General features: G+C 63.9%; 3 protein-coding genes. All 3 read left to right on the top strand.

The features are described from left to right. The first annotated feature begins 59 nt into the window (after positions 1–59). Positions 60–458: a transposase gene (locus tag A3M7_RS0137620; protein WP_027548489.1), complete on the top strand. Its 399-nt coding sequence runs from the start codon at positions 60–62 to the stop codon at positions 456–458. Continuing rightward, positions 455–802, top strand: a complete 348-nt coding sequence (tnpB, locus tag A3M7_RS0137615) for an IS66 family insertion sequence element accessory protein TnpB (RefSeq protein WP_027548488.1) — start codon at positions 455–457, stop codon at positions 800–802. The genes A3M7_RS0137620 and tnpB overlap by 4 nt, the downstream gene beginning before the upstream one ends. A 69-nt stretch (positions 803–871) precedes the next feature. Further along, entirely contained in the window at positions 872–2,500 is a 1,629-nt protein-coding gene (locus tag A3M7_RS0137610; RefSeq protein WP_027548487.1) for an IS66 family transposase, read from the top strand. Positions 2,501–2,531: the final 31 nt, after the last annotated feature.

Raw genomic sequence — 2,531 nt, 5'->3', positions numbered from 1 at the left:
GTCTCCCTCCGGTGTGGGCCGTCTTGTTGGGTTAGGTCGATTGCGCTGTAACAGTCCTTATGGACGGCCATAAGCGCAGTACTCAGATCGAACGGTTAGAGGTTGTCGAGACGGGCCGACGGCGGCGCTGGTCTGATGACGAGAAGCTTCGGATCGTGTTGGAGAGTTTGGAGGCACCGCGAGCGATATCATCGACGGCGAGGCGTCACGGGATATCGCGCTCATTGTTGATGACGTGGCGGCGTTCGTTCCGCCCTGAACCAGCTGGCCCTGACGTAAAACAGACCAGCTTCGTGCGGGCGATGGTTGCTGCTGCCGAGACAGTGGCAGCGGACGCCAGCGCGCCAGCGAGCGGGCACATGGTAATCGAAATCGGGAAGGACCGCCGTGTTATCGTCGATGCCGGCGTTGACGCGGCCGCCCTGGAACGGGTGCTTCGGGTCCTGGAGCGTCGATGATTCCGGTTGCTGCAGGCGTGCGGATCTGGATCGCCACCGGCCATACCGATATGCGCAAGGGCATGCAGGGTCTGGCATTGCTAGTGCAGGAAGGCCTCGGCCGCGATCCGTTTGCGGGCGACGTCTTCGTGTTCCGCGGTCGCGCGGGTTCGTTAATTAAAGCCCTGTGGCATGACGGGATCGGCTTATCGCTGTACGCCAAGCGGCTGGACCGCGGTCGCTTCGTGTGGCCGACGACGGTGGATGGCGTGGTGGCGCTGAGCGCGGCCCAGATGAGCTACTTGCTTGAAGCGATCGACTGGAGAAATCCTCAGCATACCTGGCGGCCGCAGAGCGCCGGATAGGCAAAAAAATGCTCTGAGCAGCAGAAGAAAGCCGCCGCAAATCGCTGATTTTGTGATTCCATCGGCGTCATGGAAGGCCGCCTTGAACCTCTACCAGACGACGTCGAAGCGTTGAAAGCGGCCTTGATTGTCGCTCGCGCGGAGGCTGCCGCCGCCCGGGCTCAACAATCCGATGACCAGGCGCTGATCGCCCATCTGAAGCTGCAGATCGAGAAGCTGAACCGTGATCGCTATGGCCCGCGCTCGGAGCGCACCGCGCGGCTTTTGGATCAGCTCGAGTTGACGCTGGAGGAACTGGAGAGCTCGGCGACCGAGGACGAACTTGCCGCCGAAATGGCGGCGGCCAAAACCACGAAGGTGGCGTCGTTCACGCGCAAGCGGCCGTCCCGCAAGCCGTTCCCGGATCATCTGCCCCGCGAACGCGTGATCATACCAGGACCGACGGCTTGCGCCTGCTGTGGCGGCGCACGGCTCTCCAAGCTCGGCGAGGACATTGCCGAGACGCTGGAGGTGATCCCGAAATCCTGGAAAGTGATCCAGCACGTTCGGGAGAAGTTCACTTGCCGGGACTGCGAGAAGATCAGCCAGGCGCCGGCGCCGTTCCACGTGATCGCCAGGGGCTGGGCCGGGCCCAGCCTGCTGGCGATGGTGCTGTTCGAGAAGTTTGGCCAACATCAGCCGCTCAATCGGCAGGCCGAGCGTTACGCCAAGGAGGGCGTACCGATCAGTTTGTCGACCCTGGCCGACCAGGTCGGCAGCTGCACGGCGGCGCTGATGCCTTTGTTCAAGCGCCTCGAGGCCTACGTCCTGAGCGCCGAGCGATTGCATGGCGACGACACCACGGTGCCGGTTCTGGCCAAGGGCAAGACCGACACCGGCCGGATCTGGGTCTATGTACGCGACGACAAGCCGTTTGGCGGGCCGGCGCCGCCGGGAGCGGTGTTTTATTACTCGCGCGACCGGGCCGGCAAGCATCCCCAGGCTCACTTGGCCAACTACGCCGGGATCTTCCAGGCTGACGCCTATGACGGCTATCGCAAGCTCTACGAGCCGGCCCGCGCGCCTGGCCAAATCCTGGAAGCCGCCTGTTGGGTCCATGCCCGGCGTCCGTTCTTCGTGATGGCGGATCTGGCCGAGAACGCCCGTCGCAAGGCGCAAGGCAAGAAGCCGACAGTGATCTCGCCCTTAGCGCTGGAGGCGGTCCGCCGGATCGATGAGTTGTTCGAGATCGAGAGGGCGATCAACGGCGAGACGCCCGAAAGGCGCAGGGCCGTTCGACAGGAGCTCAGCGCGCCGCTGGTCGCCAATCTGGAGGCCTGGATGCGGGAGCAGCGCGCCAAGCTCTCGCGCGGCAACGACGTCGCCAAAGCCATGGACTACATGCTCAAGCGCTGGGCCGCGTTCACGCGCTTCCTCGGCGATGGCCGCATCTGCCTCTCCAACAATGCCGCCGAGCGCGGCGTGCGCGGTATCGCCCTGGGGAGAAAATCCTGGTTGTTCTGCGGCTCTGATCGTGGCGGCGAGCGGGCCGCGGTGATGTACAGCCTGATCGTCACCGCCAAGATGAACGATATCGATCCGCAAGCCTGGCTCGCCGACCTTCTGGCGCGCATTGCCGAGCACCCGGTTCACCGGCTCGACGAACTGCTTCCGTGGAATTGGCGCGACCGAAACAAGCAAGTCGATCAGGCAGCCTGAGTGACCGCTACGGCCTTCACCGGATGCTTAC

It is taken from the genome of Bradyrhizobium sp. WSM2254 (genome assembly GCF_000472645.1).
GTDB classification, from domain to species: Bacteria; Pseudomonadota; Alphaproteobacteria; order Rhizobiales; family Xanthobacteraceae; genus Bradyrhizobium; species Bradyrhizobium niftali.
The sequence above is the reverse complement of the archived record's forward strand: the minus strand, read 5'-3'. Positions and strand labels throughout refer to the sequence as shown.

Coding starts and splice junctions, on each gene's coding strand:
- A3M7_RS0137610 (WP_027548487.1), top strand. CDS start 872: ATGGAAGGCCGCCTTGAACCTCTACCAGACGACGTCGAAGCGTTGAAA.
- A3M7_RS0137620 (WP_027548489.1), top strand. CDS start 60: ATGGACGGCCATAAGCGCAGTACTCAGATCGAACGGTTAGAGGTTGTC.
- tnpB (WP_027548488.1), top strand. CDS start 455: ATGATTCCGGTTGCTGCAGGCGTGCGGATCTGGATCGCCACCGGCCAT.